The organism is Porphyromonas levii DSM 23370, assembly GCF_000379925.1.
In the GTDB taxonomy this organism is placed as follows: domain Bacteria; phylum Bacteroidota; class Bacteroidia; order Bacteroidales; family Porphyromonadaceae; genus Porphyromonas_A; species Porphyromonas_A levii.
In genome coordinates this window covers 1-19,955 of the sequence record NZ_KB904266.1, presented here as the reverse complement: position 1 = coordinate 19,955, position 19,955 = coordinate 1, and the positions used below count along the sequence as shown (strand labels likewise).

Genomic DNA, 19,955 nt, shown 5'->3' with positions numbered 1-19,955 from the left:
TGGGTGGTCAATAATATACGTGTACAACTGAAAGGAAAAGGAATCAGACATTATTGGAAAGAGATCGTCCGAATAATGTCCACCCAAAAAGCAGTTACGACGGAAGCCACCAACATGCTAGGGGAAAAGGTGGTCCTCCGAATTTGTAGCGACCCACCACCAAACGCCAGAAAAATCTACCAAGCCCTAAACTATAAAACCCACCCATTTAGAAAAATCAAAATTTGTAGTACACAGTAACTCTTCAAAAAAAAGACAACAACAATAATAACAGTCACTTACACTCCGACAGGGGTCAAACTTGGGCTAGGGTCAATGAAGAACATCTATGGTCGTCTGGGCATAATACAACAACCTCGGTAAGGAATCGGACTTATCTCAGAAAATTGTAAGTCCGATCGCTACCGAGGTCGTTATCCACATGGATAGCGCTGTAAACGCTACCTCTACACTAACGAAATATTTGCCAACACAAACGAATAGTGTATTTGGAACAGTCTACTTGCACGTACGGCTATGATCAGCGGTCTAGATAGGATAGGTCGAAACCCAAAGACTTTGTCATCGCCAAGAGGGTTTCCAATTTGCCCACTACTAATGGGTAATCTTTATACTCTTGGCGCCACTTGGCAGCAGACTTCTTTAGTAATTCATCGATGAATACTTCTTTGTCCTTGTTTTGGGCATAAAAAGACATTCGTTTCTTGGGCTTAAATGAGTAAGCCTTTAGAAAGCCCAGCTCTTTTAGATCCTTTACATCGGGCATCTCGGATATATTATCCGAATCGTAAGACTTATCGTAGTAGGGCAGAGAATAGGCATAAAACTTCTCGAACTTATCCTCCTCTTCCTTCTTCAGTGCAGTTTTCACCATGGTGTTGAGTATCAACTGCTGCGTCTTCGTGCGACTCGCATCATCCGTCAGTTCAGCCAATCCAGCAACCGCTGAGGTGTACATCCCTTGGATAAATACCAGACCCTTTTTAGGTTTTTCGAGATCGTACTCCTTCAGCTTCTTATCATAAGGGTACTGTAGAATCTCCTTAACCACGAGGAAAGAGTAAGGGAGCGCTTTGGCTGAAGCGTACTTCACGATATATCCTCTCAAGAAATCTGCAGCTGCAAGTTTTTCCTTATCCTCCTGTAGATACTCGTACTTGTAGAGGTAGTTATTGTGGTAATAATCCCCAGTAATCGTAATAGAATATTCGGGATCCACAGTGAGGGTCTTATCTCCCCTTCTGAGGGTATCGGAAAAGAGAAGGTAGGCCCCCGTCTCCTTGTAAAAATCTCGTCTCAGCTTCCCTTCCGCAGAGGTATCCGATGCATCGACTTCGAAGTAATTAACGTCGGCATCAGATGGCGTAAGCTGAGTGCCGGTACATGCTGTGAAGAGCGCACCTATTGCGAGTAGTAGTATATTCTTCTTAGTCATAATTCTTAATGTTAGTTGGTTTGCGTTCTACCCTCTCATTATCCACAATTACATCATTTATTGCTTTCTCTTCCAGCGGGATAGGGAGGGTATACCCTGCATCTTCATTGGCAGGTAAAAGATACTCATAGGTCGCTTGCATGCGGCTATTCCTTCCCTCCTTCGTGTAAATAGTATAGGTATTTACCAGGTCTTTTTTGTAAGGGAATGCTTTTACCTCGCGGTACCTCTTGAGGTCTAACCACCTATGACCTTCGAAGCATAGCTCTTTACGCCTTTCCTCTCGTAAAAAGGAGATCAGCTCCTTTTGGTCAGTGATATTAATAGGATGGAAATCAGAGACCTTCGTACGCATCTGCAGCAATTGGTTGATTACTTCATTGCTCTTCTCTAGATCGTTGGACATTGCAAGGGCTTCCGAGAGGTTTAGATAGGCTTCAGACAGTCTAAGACAGAAGATATCTGATACTTCGGCACGGTATGGTCCTTTGGGATTTTGTTTTACTGGGTATACATGGTAGTTCTGTTGCCCACCCTTCAGACTTTCCTTTTTGAAATAGACCGTCTTACGAAGGTCACTATCGCCATAAAGATCGTAGAGCTCCTTCGACACCTCAAAAGCTCCGATAGGAGAGCTACTACTAAGCTGGGCATATACTAGGCTACCACCCATGGAGAACAACACCTCTGGATTAGCGAGAGAGAGGAAATAATTATCCTTGCTCCAGCCATTAATATTGGTTAGGGTAGAGCCCTTGCTGATAGCCTTTTGGGCGTAGGCAATCGCTTTGGACCACTCTTGCATATAGAGATAGACCCTACTCATATATAGGAGGATGCCTTGCTGCGAAATCCTATACTTAGATCTGGAAGCATCACTTGGCATAAGTGCCTCAGCTCTCTGTAAGTCCTCTAGAATGGTCTGGTAAACCGTCTGAATACTCGCTCTCTTATATTTAGTATCCTTAATGAACTTCTCCAGCTTAAGCGGTATGCCTGGCTTATCGATATGCTCTGGGCTATAGGCTTCGGCGTAGAGGTTGACTAGCCAGAAGTGGTAGGCAGCTCTCAAGAAAGAGGCTTCGGCTATAATGCGGTTCTTTTTCTTCTTCTCCGTAGCCGTTGGGGCATCAATATCCTCTATCTCACTGAGGACTACATTGAGCGTACTGATATGATTGTACAACCTAAGCCAGTCTACGCTCTCGTCGTTGTGCGTAAGGCCATCGAAGCTCTCTCCCACAGACTTTTGCCAAGTATAGTAACCGAATATTACGGGTCTGATATTCGCCTCAGGGCTGTAGCGGGTCTCACCGATAACTTCCTGCGTTTCATCGGATATATAGTGAATATAGGGGAAGTAGAAGTTGCTATACTTCAGCGGTGTCCGAGGGTTGACCTCCATATATCCAGAGCCCATCAATAGCTGGTCTAGGTCGTCTAGTGTTTGGATATAGGCTAGATCCTCGGAGTGTTCATTGAGGAACGACTTGCAAGAGGTAACGCCTATAAGCACTGAGAGTACCAATAGATATGGTAGGATTGATTTCTTTGCATTCATAAGTCTAATCGTATTTAGAGTGAAAAGCTAAAGTCTAGTCGGTACTGTGGACGCTCAGAGAGATTTATCTCGGTAAACCCTCCTTGGACTGGCGTTTGCCCTTTCAATAATGGCGAAGCTATGATAAAGAGATTATTGGTACCGAAAGAGACGAAAGCATTCTTTACACGCAGTGCTCGGCATGCCTTATTGGGCAAAGCGTAAGATAGCGTGAGATCGGCGCACTTTAGGAAATCGGCAGAGACCACACGGATATCAGAATAGTTGTACATATCCCAAGCATTATTAGCTATACGAGGCATATTCTTACGCTCATAATAAGAGTAATGGGTATTGTACTTGCCAGAGATAGCAGGTACCATCTGGTCTACGACAGCAGGGATATTGGTAGTTGCCTCATCTCCTGGTTGCTTCCACCTATCGAGGAAAGCCCTATTCACGTTCATCTCTGGCGTGAAGTTCTTCTGGTCTTTATAGAGCTTAAACAATCTAGTCTTGGCTCCGAGGCTGTAGACGAGATTAAATCGCAAGGAGAAGTTCTTATAGCTGATGTTATTCCTAATGCTCCCTTGCATCTTAGGATACCTATTACCAGACTCTACGAGTACTTTGGAATATACCTCGTAGTTAGACAATCCGAATAGAGACTCCTTCTCCTCCTCCATATCATAGAACATAGGACCACCGTCTTGCGGATTGAGCCCCTTGAATCGATAGGAGTAGAAAGTGCCTAGTGGCTTATTCTCGATCAGAGCGGTACCATTGAGGAAGCTATTGAGGCTAAAGTTCTGATACGCTGGCTTACTCTTGAGCTGATTGAAGTTCCTTGAGAAGGAGGTTGTGAGCCTCCAGCTGAAGTCCTTAGTCTGCACAGGCACTACAGAGAGAGCGATACTGAAGCCCTCATTCCTGAGGTGTCCAGAATTGACAACATAGGAGGGGAACCCATTTACTAGGTCTATCATCACATCCATGAAAGCATCTCGGGTATCCTTCCTATAGTACGAGAGGACACTAGAAAGGCGGTTATTGAGTACAGCGAAGTCCAACTCCGCACTGAAAGACTGTGTCTTCTCCCACCTCAAGTCGGGATTAGGATACCGCTCTAGCTTCACCAGTGGTTCATTGTAATAGGGGTCTACGCCATATCTCTTGATGATAGGCACAGGGGTCTGATCGGGCAGCATGTTGCCCTGCATACCATAAGAAGTACGCAGATAAAGATAATTGACCCAAGATACATCAGGAAGAAGATCCTTGAAGTCGTAGCTTCCAGAAACAGACCATATAGGGAGGAGCTTCTTATTGCTGCTCTGTCCGAACCTATTGGAGCCCTCGATACGCCCATTGAGACCCAGTGTCAGGTTGTCCCGCCAAGTATAAGAAACGGTAGCAAAGAGCGCCACTTGGTTGAATAGATTATTCATCCTCTTGGGCTGCGCTTCATCACTTATCAGCCAGTTTTTATACTCAGGGAACTTATCGATATTCTCAGGAGCTACGAACTTCTCGCCGTAGTCCTTGAAGTAACCACGGTAGAGCTGTCGCATACCATTAGTTTTTGTAGAAGACATGGTAGCACCTACGCTGCTTCTGATCCGGTTGCTGTCATTGATATCTTTATCATAGCTCAGAATAAGTCTCCCATTTAGGGCATAAAACCTCTCTTGAAAGCTACTCAGCTGACCACCATAGGGCAAAAGAGAATTGGCAAAGCTGACCTTATTGAAGGGCTCACCATACTCCGTCATTCTCAAATTGGCTACCTTGTAGGTATGCTCATCCCAATGCTCTTCTCCGTTACTATTGGACATGGAGAGAGAGAATAATGAAGAGAGGTACAGCTCACGTGTAAACTTATGATCCAATGAAGCGTTGACGCTAGATAGGAATTGATCTTGCTTGTAGCCAGAGTGCTCTAGCTCGTTCAGGAAATTAAAATTGTAGCGTTCGTCCGACTTATAGCCCTTCTTATAATACGAGTACTGGTGCTCACCGTCAAAGGCGGGGATAGCTCGGCTCGTATTGTAGGCGTAATCGTTGACGTTCAATCCCTTTGGGGCATGGGCAAGGCGACTAAGGTTAGCTCTCACCCAAAACTGTAGCTTTGTTTTTGAGGAGAACTCGGTAATCATCTTGAGCATAGCAGTAGTACGCATACCATCGTCTCCCCGAACAACGCCCTGGTTGTTACTGAAGCCAAGAGATGCGTAGTAGCTCGTCTTGCCTGATGAACCAGAGAGGGATAAGCTATGACTATGCGACAAGGCGTCACGCATCAATAGACCAAACCAATCGGTATTTAATGTTTCTATCTTATCGACCTCAGTCTTGAATACGTCGTAAGGTATCTTCTTATCATAGAGCTGCTTCAATAGATGCTCATACCCTACCTCGTACATATCTGGGGAGTAGTAATACTTAGAGGCAATAAGCTCACGGGAGAAGTTGACTCGCTCTAGTGAATTCATGAGATTGACATTTCGGTCGGTATAGCGAGGGCGTTGGGTAACTCCCACACTCCCCGAATACCTTATATTAGTCGTGCCCTTATCTCCCTGTTTGGTGGTCACTACGATAACGCCATTGGCAGCTTGTGCACCATATAAAGCGGTAGACGCTGCATCTTTCAATACGTCTATTCGTTCGATATCAATAGGATTGATACCAGAAATAGCGTTACCGACCCTATTGATAAAGTCAGGGTCGTTGAGGTCTTCTATGGGAATAGAGATAGGATCACGCTGAACCACGCCATCTACTACCCACAAGGGCTCTCTATTACCAAGGATAGTAGAGACGCCTCTAATCCTAAGACGAGGCACCGCACCCAATTCCCCCGTTCGAGGCATAGATATCAGCTCGGGAACTACACCCTCAAGGGCTTGGTCTACCGAATAGGTGGCAGGCGTAATAATCTCCTCTGGCTTAACAATGGTGGAGGCTCCAGTCCAGTTCCGCTTACTGATGGTCTGAAATCCAGTCACAACCACCTCGTCGAGTACTTCATTATCCTCCTTAAGCACAATAGCCAGAGTACGCTCACCCTCTAGCTTTTTTGTAAACGTCTTAGCGCCTATATACGAGACACTGATCACCAATTCAGGGGTAGCGGGGAGCTGACAGCTGAATTTACCCTCTCTATCAACACTCGCTACGGCTTTGCGATTAATCGCCACCGTAGCCCCTACCGCAGCCGTGCCATCTTCTAGAACCACAGTACCTGTCAGCCTATAGGACCTTGATACTTTCTGCTCCTGTCCTTGCGCATTATGCACCAGCACAAACGATAGTAGCAAGACCATCAGAACGTGCAAGGAATAGAATCTAAACAATTTCTTAGTCATATAATGTAATATCTAGTATAGTATTCAGAATACCTCCGAGGAATACAACTTCGTTATATTGCTTCTTGTGAATGATTTGTCGTCGCACAAAGGTACAAATTAATGTTGTTAATATAACTTGATAACGGCTCTATTAACGTTGACGAATAAGACAATCTGTAAGGGATTCTCTATACCTTAGAATCTGATGGTAGTCGATAACTCTAGCAGAGAAGGCAGAGGAGAATGCGGTGCTTCACTATAAAAGACATGGGCAGTGCGGAGATAGACTTGTGCCGCCTGTACCTTATAACGCACCTGAGCCGTTGCTCGCAACCCTTTGCCCCTAAGCATCGGCACGTAATACCGCCACGGCATATAGGGCTGGTCGGCGCGTATCACACCGCCATTGGTATTGAAATATTGTAGTCCGCCTTCTATCCGCAATCCTTGGGCAAACGACCACTGTCCCCGAACGAAAGCGCCCCAAGCTGTTCGCGAGAGATTGAGCCCCGAGCGCCATACCAGTTGTTCATTGAATTGGTACTGGTGGGTTAGCCTTGCCGTAGCACGCTCACGGGCATACCTCAGGCGAGCTCTAAACACATGCTTATCATAGTTGTACTCAGCCCTTGCCGTAGTGCCCCACCCCTTATCCGAATAAGACAAGTAGAGCATGCCGCGCCACCAGCGAGCCAACTCTCCTACCCAAGTTGCCTGAACACCCCTCTTGCCCTGTCGGAATCCGTAAGGCGTAAAAGACTGATCCCCAGAATAGTGTCCCATGAGAGACACTCGCCCCAGCCTATCAGTGTAATAGCTAACAGTGGCAAGGCTAGAGAGCCCCTCTCGTTTTGCTAAAAGGCTTTCGCCTGCTATCCTCCATCGTCTATTCTGATATTGGAAAAAGAGTGAACCGTTCTGCATTTGTTGGTGTCTATCGGGCGCCTGCATAGGTTCGAACTTAGGAGAAAGATACCGCTGAACCATCGCTGTACCGCCCACCTCCATAGCCTTGACGCGATAGCTTATCACAGCACCAACAGTAGCCCTCTGTGCCGCATGCCTTCGGGCTACTTCATCCGTTGTTCGGTGCATACCCCCGGGGTAGAGCGTAACAACCTTTGAGCCCTCCACACGAGCATCGATAGGCTCTGTGCCTCCAAACAATACGACATTGAGGGCGCCAAGGTCTATACTAGCGCCCACGCCACGAAGGAAACCGTATTCTCGGAAACTGCTATGTTGCCTAAGCACACGACGGCTAAGCATTGGTGCTTGCCCCACAATCTCTGCTCTGGAGAAGTAAGAGAGGCTCTGCCCCAAGTGTATCCCTAGCCCTGCGCTCACCCTGTAGTCGCCTGCAATCACCGACCAATGCGCAGCTTCATATCGGTAGCTGGCAGAGAGATAATCGACCCTGCGTGGCTCGCCCCTATCCTTACCTGCCAGTACGCTCCATGTATGTCGAGCCCCAAAACTACCTGCATACCGAGTACCCCATCCTATCCCACGGTATTGATCCCTACGTAACGGCAATTGTCCCTCGAACCCAGCGAATAACTCTTGCGCCAATTGCGGTCTCTCCTCCCTTTCTCCAGCGACTATAAAGGGTTCGAGCAATGGAAGCTGTTGGAGCGGAGCACCCTGTACTTCCTTAAGTTCGTAAATAGAGCGAAACCTCCCGCCTCGGCGACTACGCTCTAGCAGAAGGTTACGCACAAAGAATGTATCGAAATAGGGCAGCTCCAATAGTTCTGCCTCCGATGCGCTATTGATATCCAGAGGATGCGCAAGGCGTTCGGCGAGGAAAGAACCTAGCCATTCGGCTTCCGCCTCGTCCTCTAGCTCCTGCAATAGTAGCTCCACCGCCTCTTGCCCTTCTACCATCGGGGCAGAGAGGATAAGACAAAGTAAGAACAACCATCGCTTCATCGTCAGTGCGCTTCGAGCCAGTTCTCCCCCACACCAACATCCACAGTAAGGGGCACACGAAGCTCAGGGCAGACCCCCTCCATCTCCTCACGGATCATCGCCACAAGCCTATCCTTCTCATCGGGAGGGCAAGAGAAATTGAGTTCATCGTGTACCTGTAGCATCATCTTCGCTTTGAAGCCCTCCTTTTGGAGGCGCTTCTGAATACGAATCATAGCTACCTTAATGATATCTGCTGCCGAACCTTGGAGCGGCGCATTGATAGCATTGCGCTCCGCAAAGCCGCGCACTACACTATTCTGTGAATTGATATCCATAAGGAAACGCCTGCGCCCCATAATCGTCTCCACGTAGCCCTGCTCTTTGGCTCGCGCTACTACATCTTGCATATACTGCTGTACACCAGGGAAGGTACGGAAGTAACCCTCGATCAATTCCTTTGCCTCCCCAAAAGCAATCCCTAGGCAACTACTGAGCCCATAGGTACTGATACCATAGATGATACCGAAGTTCGCAGTCTTGGCACGGCGCCGTAGCTCAGAGGAGACCTCGCTCGGCTCGGTATGATAGATACGGGCTGCCGTCATTGCATGTATATCCGTACCGCTCCTAAAGGCCTCTATCATCGCTTCATCACCAGAGAAGTGCGCCATCAATCGTAGCTCTATCTGCGAATAATCGGCAGAGACATAAAGGTCGCCCCGCTCAGGGTGTAAGCTAGTAAAGGCTCTACGTAGCTGCCTACCGTCCTCATCCCTAACCGGGATATTCTGAAGGTTGGGATCCGTACTAGAGAGTCTGCCTGTAGCAGTCGATGTCTGGTTGTACGTCGTATGTACCCGCCCTGTCTGCTTATTGATAAGCAATGGTAGTGGTTCTATATAGGTACTCACGAGCTTCCTCAGACCACGGTAGCGGAGAATCATCCCGACCACTGGGTGAAGGTGCGCAATCTTCTGTAGCTCCTCCTCTCGGGTCACATACTGTCCTGTCTTGGTCTTCTTGGGTTTCTCTACCAGCTGCATGTGGTCGAAGAGCACTTCCCCCACCTCCTTTGGTGAATTGATATTGAACTCCCGCTGCACAGCCCTATAGATCTCGTGCTCCAGCTGTGCCAGTTCGGTATTGAGCTCCTCTACCGTCTCGGTGAGTCGCTTAGCATCTAGCCTTACCCCCGTCTTCTCCATCTCTAGGAGTACCTCCATCAGTGGCATCTCGAGCTTATAAAATAGATCCTCCAGACCTTCTCGCTCTAGCTCCTCTCTCAGCTTGCCATAGAGCCGAAGTGTGACATCGGCATCTTCCGAGGCATACTTATAGATAGACTGTGGAGCCAGCTGGCGCATACTCTTCTGGTTCTTCCCCTTTGCCCCTATCAACTCCTCTATCGGGATAGGGCGGTAGTTGAGGTAGCTCTCTGCCATGGCATCCATCCCATGCCGTAGCTCGGGCTGTATCAGATAGTGGGCAATCATCGTATCCCAGTAAGGACCTACGGGTTGTACCCCGAAGCGCTCTATCATCTTGAGGTCAAACTTTAGGTTCTGCCCTATCTTCAGAATATTAGGATTGGCAAATACCTCTTGGAAAACCGAGAGCTGAATCCTAGCCTCCATCGATAGCGCAGAGAGTGGCACATACCATGCCTCGCCCTCCTCTATGGCAAAGGAAATACCTACAATGCCAGCGCTCATACCATCAAGACTATCCGTCTCGGTATCAAAGGCAAACTGCTTTGCTTGGCTCAGCCGCTCCACAAGAGCATCTATATCCTTTTCCTCCTCTACTAGGTGGTACTTCGCCCCCCAAGTATCGATGGAATCGAAGCTACTCTCCACCACTTGAGTGGGCGTTGTCTTAGGCTCATCTTGGTCAAAAAGAGTACGTGCCCCGCCACTCTTTGGTGCCGCAACATTGCCTTGGAGCTTCGTCAACTTGGAGCGGAATTCTAGCTCTTCATATAGGTCTGCAAGCGCCTGCAGGTTAGTCTCCCTAGGCAACATATCTTCCAGCGCATACGTCACAGGTACATTGGTATGAATCGTTACTAGCTCCCGAGAGAGCTTTAATTGCTCACGACCTTCTATGAGATTTTCCTTCTGTTTCCCCTTCAGCTGATCGATATGCTCGTAGATACCCTCTATATCTCCATACTCACCCAACAGCTTAGCCGCAATCTTCTCTCCAATGCCCTTCACACCAGGTACATTGTCGGAGGCATCGCCCCATAAGGCTAGGAGGTCAATGACCTGAGACGTATTTTGGAGCCCATACCGCTCCGTCACCTCGCTAGGACCAAGTTCCTCAAAACCGCCCTTCAGACCAGGCTTAAGGATATGTACATTTTGGGTAACCAATTGCCCATAGTCCTTATCGGGCGTAATCATAAAGACCTTCATCTCGGGATACTTAGCCCCCACCTGTGTAGCAATGGTACCAATCACGTCATCCGCCTCATATCCCTCTACCTCATAGCGCTGGATACCAAAGGCATCGATAAGCTTCTTGATATAAGGTATCCCAAAAGAAATCCCTTCGGGGGTCTTCTCTCGCTGTGCCTTGTACGCCTCGTACATCTCACTGCGAAAAGTACCTCCTGGGGGATCAAAGACAACTGCTAGGCGGTGCCCCTCTGCACGCTTTACGATCTCCTCAAAAGTATTGAGAAATCCAAAGACGGCAGTAGTGTCTTGTCCTTTTGAATTGACCCTAGGGCTCCGCATCATTGCATAAAACCCACGGTAAATCATTGCATACGCATCTATCAGGTAGAGGTTCTTCTCCATATCTTTCTTTTCGTCTGTAATACGGTACAAGATACCAATAATCTGCCCCGCCGCCACATAGACCACCATCTTTCTCTACTTTTGGGGGCAATGCGGGAATTGCTTCAGTTGTAGGGTACATACCATAGTTATGAAAATGGCAGAATAAGGCATCACGACCCCGCTCTACCTATCTCCGAATGCTTATAAGGCGCGCACTCGCAGCGGCTCGCTAGATTACCTAAATTTATTCCTAGGAATAAATTTAGGTAATCTAGCGATTTGGAGAGCGTAGTATTATAGTTCACGGAAAGTGCTCAGGGGAAGAGCGATTTATCTATGTAACAATACACTTGCAGGAGTATTTTAGTATCTTTGTATGTAGCGAAAGAGTTTGACAGAGACAGTAAGATAAATTATATGGCTGATAAGATTGATTTTCATAGGGTGTGCTTAGAGGATAGGGATCAAATATTGGCATATCTCGAGGGGAACCCCTATTGCAATTGCGACTATTCATTTGGGAATCTGTACAACTGGGGATTTCTATACCAAACTTCTGTGGCGTTTCACAAAGGGATGATGGTGGTACGCTTTAGGAGTAAGGAGACTGGGCGCACGGCTTTCTTGACACCCATAGGAAATGGAGACCTAGGTGAGGTCCTGAGGGATATGGAAGCATCTATAGAGGATATTGATCAGCACTTAACCTTGATGGCGGTACAAGACAGTGCCTTAGAGGCTATCGTGGCTACTAAGCCTACGGATATCCATGTAATCAATAATAGGGACAATGCCGACTACCTATATGAGCGTGAAAAGCTAGAGACGCTTTCGGGAAAGAAACTCCAGTCTAAGCGCAATCACATCAATAAGTTTAAGCGTCTCTACCCAGACTACCAATACGAAGAGATCACCAAGGCAAATGCTGCCGAGTGTGCTGAGCTCTACCAAGTGTGGTACGATGAGACAGAGGACACAGAAGGGATGGATGAGGAGCGCATTATGGTTCGCCGTGCCCTTGAGAATCAGGAAGCGATAGGGCTGAGAGGTGGCTGTATTCGGGTGGATGGCAAGATTATTGCCTTTACTCTAGGGATTCAGATTAACCCCCATTGTTTCGGAGTGCATATAGAGAAGGCAAATACGGAGTACGAGGGCTCTTTTACAATCATCAACCAAGAGTTTGTACGACACCTGCCTGAGCAGTATGTCCGTGTCAATAGAGAGGAGGATCTTGGTCTGCCTGGGCTTAGGAAAGCGAAGCTCTCTTACTACCCAATGAAGATATTGGATAAGCACACGGCAGTGGTGAGGTATGAAAAGGATTAGCTATAGGAGCGACGACACTCGCAGGCACCAGGAGATAGTGGAACTGCTATGCGAGAGCTTTGGTGCCAAGTATCGGGATTATTACCTGCTACAGCTGGAGCATCTGCCCACACCTCAGCACACCAAGTTGCTTGCTGATGATGAGGGTAGACTAGCTGCCTTTACACAGATTGTGGACTACAAACTAAGGCTTAGGCGGGAAGAGACTTCTCTGAGGGCTGGATATCTCTACAGTGTATGCACCGCAGAGCGAGCCCAAGGGCAAGGTGTAATGAAGTGGTTTATGGAGGAGATGCTGGAGGAACTGAGAATGGATGGGTATGCTTTGGCATTCTTGGTGCCTGCGGAGGATTGGCTGGTGGCGTATTATAAGCGTTTCGGCTTTGTATGGCAGGGGAGCACGATCTATGAGAAAGCCCCCAAGGATGCTACACCCCTACTCTTTCCCGATCTCCTTGCTCGCAACTACCTAGAAGCGGTCAACCGTTACGAGCAAAAGCATCTCTCTCAGAAGCAGTATGAAAACCAGCAACGACTAGAGTGGATTCCTATGCTTCCTGCTCCCATCTGCTGGATGTCGCTAGTCCTCCAACCCGGTCTATCACTACCCGAACCTTTCCCCCTATTGAATCCCCTAACGTAATCTCCGACTGAATAAAATACAAAGGACACCAATGGAAATTAATCCTTGGTGTCCTTTATCTATTTATATACTAGCACTAGAAGGTGTAGCTGTAGACGAAGTCGGCAGCGTCTTGCATTTGCTTGTACATCACAACGTCGTCCTGTACCATTGGGACTACCTTGCGGAAGTCATTGTAGAGCTTCTGAAGTGGGGCTGAGGTCTTATCGGCTCCCTTGCGGAGGGCAAGAGCCTGAGCACCGTTCATCAGTTCTACTCCGAGGATTGCATAAAGGTTGTCGAGAAGTGGCAGGAGCTTAGTAGCTGCATTGGCACCCATAGAGACGTGATCCTCTTGTCCGTTACTACTTACGATGCTATCCGAAGCAGCAGAGAAGCAATACATCTTATTCTGGCTTACCATTGCAGCAGCAGCATACTGTGGAATCATAAAGCCTGAATTGAGACCTGGCTTAGCCACTAAGAACTCAGGCAGATTACGGAGTCCAAGAATAAGCTGTGCGGTACGACGCTCGGAAATATTGCCTATCTCTGCCATCGCCACTGCGAGGAAGTCGTAGACAATCGCCAAAGGCTGACCATGGAAGTTGCCACCAGATACGATCATATCCTCATCCGGGAAGATGGTAGGATTATCGGTAACGGAGTTGATTTCTGTCTCTACGACGCTGGTAACGTACTTCAGGGCATCGTACGAAGCGCCATGTACCTGAGGGATACAGCGGAAAGAGTATGGGTCCTGTACCTGTGCCTTTGCTTGCTCTTGGAGCTTACTGCCTTCGAGGAGGTCACGCATGGTCTTTGCTACATAAGACTGCCCTTCGTGTGGACGTATAGTGTGCAGACCAGCATAGAAAGGAGCGGAGAGACCATCGAAAGCCTCAAGCGACAGCGCAGCTACATGTAGTGCTGCCTTCTGTGCCCTACGAGCAAGCATGAGAGCATAAACTCCGTGAGAGCTCATAAACTGAGTACCATTGAGGAGTGCTAGTCCTTCTTTACTCTTGAGGGTAATGGTCTGAAGACCAGCTTTCTTATAAGCCTCAGCCGAAGCCATTCTCTCACCCTTGTAATACACTTCGCCCTCACCGATAAGAGGGAGGAAGAGCTTCGCTAGAGGGGCGAGGTCGCCCGAAGCTCCTAGAGAGCCCTTGTCGTACACGATAGGATACATCTCCTCATTAAGCATATCCACGAGGCGCTGTACGGTATCCACCTGCACGCCACTATGCCCTAGGCTAAGGGCATAAGCCTTGAGGATAAGCATGAGCTTAACGATAGGCTCTGCTACCTCGTCTCCATAGCTACATGAGTGGCTCATCACGAGGTTTTCCTGAAGCTTAGTAAGGTCGTCCTGAGGGATACTGATGCTACAAAGCGATCCAAACCCTGTGGTGATACCATAGAGAGGACGATCGCTCTTTTCCACTTTCGCATCCAAGTAATCGCGACACTTCTGTATACGGGTTATCGCTTCGGGAGCAAGGGTATAGGTAACCTTCTTGCTAAAGACAACACGCTCTAGAGACTCAATCGTGAGCTTATCACGACCGATAACATACTCCATAGGTTCGCCGAGCGTATAAGGCTGATGTGTAACAACTCTCATAACTTACTGTATTGCCTTATAAGTGTGCTGGAGGATACGCTGCTCGATATCGGTGATATCCTTTTCCAGTTGCTCACAATCGGCAGTAAGCTCCTTTACGAAAGCCTCATCCTTGAGACCTCCAAGGTTGATACGCACGTTGAGAAGGGCACCGAGAACGCCAAGGCGGCAGTTCATCATAGCGATACAACCGTCGGTAATTGCGTTTTGATTACCTTTCATCACCACAGCCTCGATAAGAGGAATCAGGTCATAAGTCATCTTAGCTACCTCCATAGGTACGAGGGCAGCTACCTTAGTAGCCTCTTGTATCTTAGCACTACGTGCAGCCTTCTCTTCGTCGGTCTCCTTTGGCATCTTGAAAGCCTCGGCAACTAGGTTATATGCGTCGCTATCGCGATCAATAGCATTGAGTAGGCTCTGACGGATCTCCTCCGCCTTTGTAGCCACCTCCATCATCTCGCTCTCTACCTCGGCGTACTTCTTACGACCGATAGTGAGATTGGCTACCATCTTAGCCAATGATGCGGATATAGCTCCAGCGAGTGCCGAAACACTACCGCCACCAGGTACTGGATCGCTACCAGCGGTGACATCACTAAATTGTACTAGGGTATGGTCTTTCAACATCATAATGTCTGTTCTTTTGTCTTAGAATTTATAAGTTACTCCGTTTTTAATCGTGGTATCCACTAGGTTCATGCCGAAATGGTAGCTTAGGAACTTGTAGTTGGGGTACTTCAAGATAACGGCATCGCCTGCCTTTCCTACCTCCAAGCTACCTATCTTGTCGTGCCTATTGATAGCCTTTGCTGCATTGATTGTAAGAGCCGAAAGCGTCTCCTCCACCGTCATCTTCATGTAAATAGTAGAGAGGGCTATCAGCAGAGGGATAGAGCTAGAGAAGCAACTACCTGGATTGAGATCCGAAGCTACCGCTACACAGCAACCCTCGTCTATCATCTTGCGCGCAGGTGCATAGTCATCCATCAGAGAGAACGCAGTAAGTGGCAGACATGTAGCCACCGTCTCGCTATTGGCTAGAGCGCTAATCCCTTCGTCCGATATCTTGAGCAGGTGATCGGCAGAGAGACAACCAAGTTCAGCCGCAAGGTCTGCTCCTCCGATATGGACAATCTCATCGGCATGCATCTTTACCTTGAAGCCGTGCTCCTTGGCGGCTTTGAGGAGTCTACGCGTATCATCATGCTCAAATACATTCTTCTCCGTGAAGATATCCACACACTCCGCTAGCCCCTTCTCCTTTACCAAAGGAAGCATCTCACGGATGATAAAGTCGATATACTCATGTGGGCGTCCCTTGTACTCCACAGGGGTATCATGTGCGCCCATGTAAGTACTGTAGAGCGAGATAGGATGTGTCTGCTCGAGATGACGTGTCACCTCCAGCTGGCGTAGCTCCGTCTCCTTATCCATACCGTATCCGCTCTTCGCCTCCACGGTAGTCACACCCATCTTCAACATATCATCGAGGTGCTTTATCGCCTTATCCGATAGTTGTTCAAAGGTTGCTGTTCGAGTCGCTTTGGTAGTAGAGGCAATCCCTCCACCGCGCTCCATGATGCTCATGTAGCTTTCTCCCGCCAAGCGCCATTGGAACTCATCCTCTCTAAACCCGCCAAATACTAAGTGGGTATGGGAGTCTATAAATCCAGGGAGTACGCATTGCCCTTGCGCATCAACGAACTCCATCCCCTGCTCCTTAGGACAAGGCGCTTCCGACTGCTTACCAGCGTAGGTGACAATTCCCTCCTCTATCACTAGCACTGCAGGTCCTTCGATGAGACCAATGTCGCCCATGGCGGTACCCTTCTTAGGACCTCCCGCCATGGTGACTAGCTGACCTATATTATAGAGGTATAGGCTACCCTTTTGCTTTCCGTTACGCATTAGCCTTCATTAGCTTGTACTCGAGGATCTGCTCCACTGAGAAGCCCTCAAGCTGTAGGTGCTTGGTCATCTCCTCTGCAAGCTGCTCTAGGGTATACTCGCCCTCAGCAATAGCTTCCTTACCTAGATAGTAAGCAAGAGACTGCTCTAGTGCCTCCTTAGGGACTAGACCGATAATCTCAGCGCCTACAATCTTAGCACCATAGCGCTTAGCCTCCATGCGTACCATCTCGTGTGCACGGTAGATAGCAGTCCTAGTATAGTCCGTAAGGTTCATAGATACCTGGCTCTGGTGGCGCTCGGTAAGGTCTACACCCATACCCTTTACAAAGCGAAGACCTCCGCCGATAAAGCGAACACGCTTGGCAATAGCTGTAGCCACTTCAACATCGGGGTGATCAAGGTTCACATTGTAAGCCACTAGCGGCATACGTGCGCCCACAGCAACAGTACCAGCTGTGGCATGGCGCTCAGCCTTACCATAGTCAGGTGCCCACTCTGGGAGCTTAATCTTCTCTGCCATACCCTCGAACTCGCCCTTGCGAATCTTAGCTAGGTTCTGGCGCTCAGGAGATGAAGCAGAGTCCTCATATAGGAATACAGGCACGCCTATCTCCTCACCGATAATCTTACCGACCTCGTGAGATAGCTCGATAGCTTCCTCCTTAGTAACATTCTTGATAGGAATAAAAGGAATCACATCCACTGCGCCCATACGAGGGTGCTGCCCCTGATGCTTCGTGAGGTCTATCTTAGCAACAGCTACTCTTACAGCCTCCAACACTGCCTCCTTAAGGGACTGTGGCTCCCCTACAAGGGTCACTACCATACGGTTGTGATCCTCATCATTGCTGTAGTCGAGGAGTACTACCCCCTCCTTATTGCGTAGTGGTGCAAGAATCGCCTCCATTACTTCCTTGTTGCGGCCTTCGCTAAAGTTAGGCACGCACTCCATAATCTTCTTCATCCTTATTATTGTATTAAGTTATTGATAATATCGTCATCTACTAGGAAAGGCTCCGTGATATGATAGCCATCAGCATGGGTCTCATTGAAGCTCTTTACCGTACTCATTGCATTTTCGTTGCGTGCCCAAGATCTACGTGCTACACCGCCCATTACATCCCAAAGCATAGAGGAGCGGATAATCTCATCGGCTCTCTTAGAGCCATCGCACACCATACCGAATCCACCATTGATACTCTTGCCAATACCTACACCACCACCATTGTGGAGGGCTACCAGGCTAAAGCCACGAGCGCAGTTACCAGCGAAACAATGCACAGCCATATCTGCCATCACATTACTACCATCTCGGATATTCGAGGTCTCACGGAATGGAGAGTCGGTACCGCTCACATCGTGGTGGTCGCGTCCGAGCATGATAGGTCCTACCTCGCCATTACGCACCATCTCATTGAACTTCAGAGCAATGTTCATACGGCCTAGGGCATCTTGGTACAAGATACGCGCCTGAGTACCCACTACGAGTTGGTTCTTCTCAGCATCACGAATCCAGATCCAATTATCTCTATCCTGTGCACGGCGGTTAGGATCAATGCACTCCATAGCAGCATGGTCAGTCTTCAGGAGATCCTCATGCTTACCGCTAAGGCATACCCAGCGGAATGGACCATAACCATAATCAAATAGCTCAGGTCCCATGATATCCTCCACATAGCTAGGCCAAATAAAACCATCCTTATCGTCGTAGCCATTGCGGGAAATCTCGGTGATTCCAGCATCGAAGCAAGCCTTCATAAAGGCATTACCATAGTCGAAGAAGTAAGTCCCCTTAGCCACGAGCTTCTTGATAATATCGAAGTGACGACGTAGTCCTTTGTCTACCTCCTTTGCGAAACCTTCACGGTCTTTGAAGAGCATCTCTGTGCGCTGCTCATAGGTAAGGCTTACTGGACAATAACCACCCTCGTATACTGCGTGGCAACTAGTCTGGTCGCTAAGGAGATCGATATGGATATCCTTCTCGTAGGCATACTCCAATAGATCCACAATATTGCCAAGGTAAGCAATACTCGTAGGTTCCTTGCTCTCGATACCCTTGCGAGCCATCTCGAAAGCCTCTTCCAGCGAATGTGCTACATGATTCACCCACCCCTGCTCGTGGCGGATAGCGATACGGCTCTTATCCACCTCAGCAACGATAGATACCGCTCCTGCAATATCGGCAGCCTTAGGCTGAGCACCACTCATACCTCCAAGACCAGAGGAGATAAATAGCTTTCCAGCAAGGTTCTCATCCTCCTTAATGCCCAACTTCTGCCTTCCAGCATTGAGGATCGTATTATATGTACCATGTACAATGCCCTGTGGGCCTATATACATCCAGCCACCAGCAGTCATCTGTCCATAGTTGGCTACACCCATCTGAGCTGCCACTTCCCAATCCTTTATATTATCGTACAGACCGACCATCATAGAATTGGTAATAATAACGCGTGGGGCACTTGGGTGACTCTTGAATAGCCCTAGCGGGTGACCACTTGCCATCACGAGGGTTTGATCCTCGGTTAGTTCCTCGAGGTACTTCTTAGTAAGTCGGTACTGCAACCAGTTTTGAAATACTTGCCCTGTCTCACCATAGGTAACCAATTCGTAAGGATAAAGGGCGATATCAAAACACAAGTTGTTATCAATCATCACCTGGAAGGCTTTACCCTCTAGGCACTTTCCTTTATACTCATCGATAGTCTTCGCCTTAAGAGTTCCTTCTGGGCGATAACGGTAAGCATATATCTTACCTCTAGTTTTTAGCTCCTCCAAAAACTCAGGTGCAAGTTCGGCATGAAGCTCTTTGGGTACATAGCGCAAGGCATTGCGGAGCGCCACCTTGGTCTGCTCCTTAGTCAAGCGATAGCCACGGTCTGGGGCACGTCTGATCCCCTTGACAAACTCTGGATACACTGGCAAAGTGCTATCCAGTACAAATTCTCTGGTCTCTTCCATTACTATAGGTAATATGTTTGAAATATTTTTTCTCTACAAAACTAATCAATATCTCCCGCACTGCAAAACAATTCTCACAGAAGGTAGTGCAAGCGAAACGATACCTATAGATTTCCTCTTGGGCGAGTACTGTACATGGCTCCGCAAACCACCAAAATTTATTCCTAGGAATAAATAAATTTATTTGTACAGATAAATATTTTTATTCCTAGACCCTAGATTCCGCAAAGTATAGATCGGCGCTGTTGGGGGTAGTATTTGGGGGTACTTTGGGGTGCTCTTTGCTGTATTTTGGGAGGTGTTTGGCTGTTTTGGAGATTGGTCTTTGTCTTTTTTATCTATTTATAAGCTACTGAATACCACAATTATTGTAAATGGGTACACTTTGGGACACGAGATTGCCAGCGGGCTATTTGGTTAGCTCGCTACTGAATGTTTCCAATTGTTTGTTTCCCTCTCCTCTCCCTCTCC

General features: G+C 48.0%; 13 protein-coding genes. 3 read left to right on the top strand and 10 right to left on the bottom strand.

Annotation, left to right across the window (positions count from 1 at the left end; translation table 11 throughout):
* Positions 1-240, top strand: a 240-nt coding sequence (locus A3GG_RS13735; RefSeq protein WP_018358661.1) for a hypothetical protein, incomplete at its 5' end; no start/stop codon positions are given.
* Positions 241-520: 280 nt separating this feature from the next.
* Here the strand turns inward: A3GG_RS13735 and A3GG_RS0107340 are convergent.
* The 5 genes from A3GG_RS0107340 to polA all read right to left on the bottom strand — a co-directional run bounded on the left by A3GG_RS0107340 (position 521) and on the right by polA (position 11,043).
* Positions 521-1,435 (bottom strand): hypothetical protein, encoded by a 915-nt coding sequence (locus tag A3GG_RS0107340; RefSeq protein WP_018358660.1) that lies wholly within the window; start codon positions 1,433-1,435, stop codon positions 521-523.
* Positions 1,428-2,996, bottom strand: a complete 1,569-nt coding sequence (locus A3GG_RS0107335; protein ID WP_018358659.1) for a RagB/SusD family nutrient uptake outer membrane protein — start codon at positions 2,994-2,996, stop codon at positions 1,428-1,430. Before A3GG_RS0107335 ends, A3GG_RS0107340 begins: the two co-directional genes overlap by 8 nt.
* A gap of 14 nt (positions 2,997-3,010) precedes the next feature.
* Complete coding sequence (locus tag A3GG_RS0107330; RefSeq protein ID WP_248637666.1) at positions 3,011-6,343, bottom strand: SusC/RagA family TonB-linked outer membrane protein; 3,333 nt, start codon at positions 6,341-6,343, stop codon at positions 3,011-3,013.
* A gap of 177 nt (positions 6,344-6,520) precedes the next feature.
* Entirely contained in the window at positions 6,521-8,257 is a 1,737-nt protein-coding gene (locus tag A3GG_RS0107325; protein WP_018358657.1) for a TonB-dependent receptor, read from the bottom strand.
* Between the two features lie 2 nt (positions 8,258-8,259).
* Positions 8,260-11,043, bottom strand: coding sequence for a DNA polymerase I (gene polA / locus A3GG_RS0107320; protein WP_026215700.1), 2,784 nt, complete (start codon positions 11,041-11,043; stop codon positions 8,260-8,262).
* A gap of 399 nt (positions 11,044-11,442) precedes the next feature.
* On the opposite strand from polA, the gene A3GG_RS0107315 reads away from it, so the two are divergent.
* Together A3GG_RS0107315 and A3GG_RS0107310 are read left to right on the top strand one after the other, a co-directional pair.
* Positions 11,443-12,354 (top strand): DUF2156 domain-containing protein, encoded by a 912-nt coding sequence (locus tag A3GG_RS0107315; protein ID WP_018358655.1) that lies wholly within the window; start codon positions 11,443-11,445, stop codon positions 12,352-12,354.
* Positions 12,341-12,997 carry a GNAT family N-acetyltransferase gene (locus tag A3GG_RS0107310; protein ID WP_018358654.1) on the top strand — a complete coding sequence of 219 codons (657 nt, stop codon included), beginning with the start codon at positions 12,341-12,343 and terminating at the stop codon, positions 12,995-12,997. The genes A3GG_RS0107315 and A3GG_RS0107310 overlap by 14 nt, the downstream gene beginning before the upstream one ends.
* A 76-nt stretch (positions 12,998-13,073) precedes the next feature.
* Here A3GG_RS0107310 and hutH read toward each other — a convergent pair whose 3' ends face one another.
* The 5 genes from hutH to hutU are packed head-to-tail and all read right to left on the bottom strand — an operon-like array spanning position 13,074 to position 19,484.
* The gene (gene hutH, locus A3GG_RS0107305; RefSeq protein ID WP_018358653.1) at positions 13,074-14,606 is read right to left on the bottom strand and encodes a histidine ammonia-lyase; all 1,533 of its coding nucleotides are present in this window, start codon (positions 14,604-14,606) and stop codon (positions 13,074-13,076) included.
* Positions 14,607-14,609: 3 nt separating this feature from the next.
* Complete coding sequence (locus tag A3GG_RS0107300) at positions 14,610-15,239, bottom strand: cyclodeaminase/cyclohydrolase family protein (RefSeq protein WP_026215698.1); 630 nt, start codon at positions 15,237-15,239, stop codon at positions 14,610-14,612.
* Positions 15,240-15,257: 18 nt separating this feature from the next.
* Positions 15,258-16,517: an imidazolonepropionase gene (gene hutI, locus A3GG_RS0107295; protein ID WP_018358651.1), complete on the bottom strand. Its 1,260-nt coding sequence runs from the start codon at positions 16,515-16,517 to the stop codon at positions 15,258-15,260.
* Positions 16,510-17,484, bottom strand: a complete 975-nt coding sequence (gene ftcD, locus A3GG_RS0107290; protein ID WP_018358650.1) for a glutamate formimidoyltransferase — start codon at positions 17,482-17,484, stop codon at positions 16,510-16,512. Before ftcD ends, hutI begins: the two co-directional genes overlap by 8 nt.
* Positions 17,485-17,489: 5 nt before the next feature.
* Positions 17,490-19,484 carry a urocanate hydratase gene (gene hutU / locus A3GG_RS0107285; RefSeq protein WP_018358649.1) on the bottom strand — a complete coding sequence of 665 codons (1,995 nt, stop codon included), beginning with the start codon at positions 19,482-19,484 and terminating at the stop codon, positions 17,490-17,492.
* Between the last annotated feature and the right edge of the window lie 471 nt (positions 19,485-19,955).

Bases quoted from the DNA above. Each gene is read 5' to 3' on its own strand.
- A3GG_RS0107325 (WP_018358657.1), bottom strand. From the start codon at position 8,257: ATGAAGCGATGGTTGTTCTTACTTTGTCTTATCCTCTCTGCCCCGATG.
- polA (WP_026215700.1), bottom strand. From the start codon at position 11,043: ATGGAGAAGAACCTCTACCTGATAGATGCGTATGCAATGATTTACCGT.
- hutH (WP_018358653.1), bottom strand. From the start codon at position 14,606: ATGAGAGTTGTTACACATCAGCCTTATACGCTCGGCGAACCTATGGAG.
- A3GG_RS0107330 (WP_248637666.1), bottom strand. From the start codon at position 6,343: ATGACTAAGAAATTGTTTAGATTCTATTCCTTGCACGTTCTGATGGTC.
- hutI (WP_018358651.1), bottom strand. From the start codon at position 16,517: ATGCGTAACGGAAAGCAAAAGGGTAGCCTATACCTCTATAATATAGGT.
- ftcD (WP_018358650.1), bottom strand. From the start codon at position 17,484: ATGAAGAAGATTATGGAGTGCGTGCCTAACTTTAGCGAAGGCCGCAAC.
- A3GG_RS0107310 (WP_018358654.1), top strand. From the start codon at position 12,341: ATGAAAAGGATTAGCTATAGGAGCGACGACACTCGCAGGCACCAGGAG.
- A3GG_RS0107315 (WP_018358655.1), top strand. From the start codon at position 11,443: ATGGCTGATAAGATTGATTTTCATAGGGTGTGCTTAGAGGATAGGGAT.
- A3GG_RS0107340 (WP_018358660.1), bottom strand. From the start codon at position 1,435: ATGACTAAGAAGAATATACTACTACTCGCAATAGGTGCGCTCTTCACA.
- A3GG_RS0107335 (WP_018358659.1), bottom strand. From the start codon at position 2,996: ATGAATGCAAAGAAATCAATCCTACCATATCTATTGGTACTCTCAGTG.
- hutU (WP_018358649.1), bottom strand. From the start codon at position 19,484: ATGGAAGAGACCAGAGAATTTGTACTGGATAGCACTTTGCCAGTGTAT.
- A3GG_RS0107300 (WP_026215698.1), bottom strand. From the start codon at position 15,239: ATGATGTTGAAAGACCATACCCTAGTACAATTTAGTGATGTCACCGCT.